Source organism: Bacillus pretiosus, assembly GCF_051294775.1.
Lineage (GTDB): Bacteria > Bacillota > Bacilli > Bacillales > Bacillaceae_G > Bacillus_A > Bacillus_A wiedmannii.
The window spans coordinates 1-280 of the sequence record NZ_JBPPHF010000643.1 but is presented as its reverse complement, the minus strand read 5'-3'; the positions used below and the strand labels follow the sequence as shown (position 1 = coordinate 280).

Annotated in this window: 1 protein-coding gene; it reads right to left on the bottom strand. The window is 28.6% G+C overall.

The annotated features are described in order from the left end of the window. Window positions 1-60: 60 nt before the first annotated feature. Window positions 61-280 (bottom strand): DUF1700 domain-containing protein (locus tag ACSG5Z_RS32510; RefSeq protein ID WP_503827201.1); only part of this gene is annotated, 220 nt, incomplete at its 5' end.

Here is a 280-nt window from a genome sequence, read left to right as displayed (position 1 = left end):
AAGTAACATGAGTAGATATAAAGTATACTTCTTCATTTTAATCTCCTTTTATATTCATTATTATCTTTGTAAAATAGCTATATTCCATTTCAAATACCTTACTAAAGTTGCGTATAGATGTTTTATCATTTGATAACATATGACGGATATGAGTAAACCGCTGCAAAAAGCGATGAACACATTGTAAACATCGGAATAACTGAGTTGATGAAACCCTTTAAAAAATCCTAACCCTATTAATAAAATAGGTGAGATGATTAATAGTGGAGTAGCAATGATA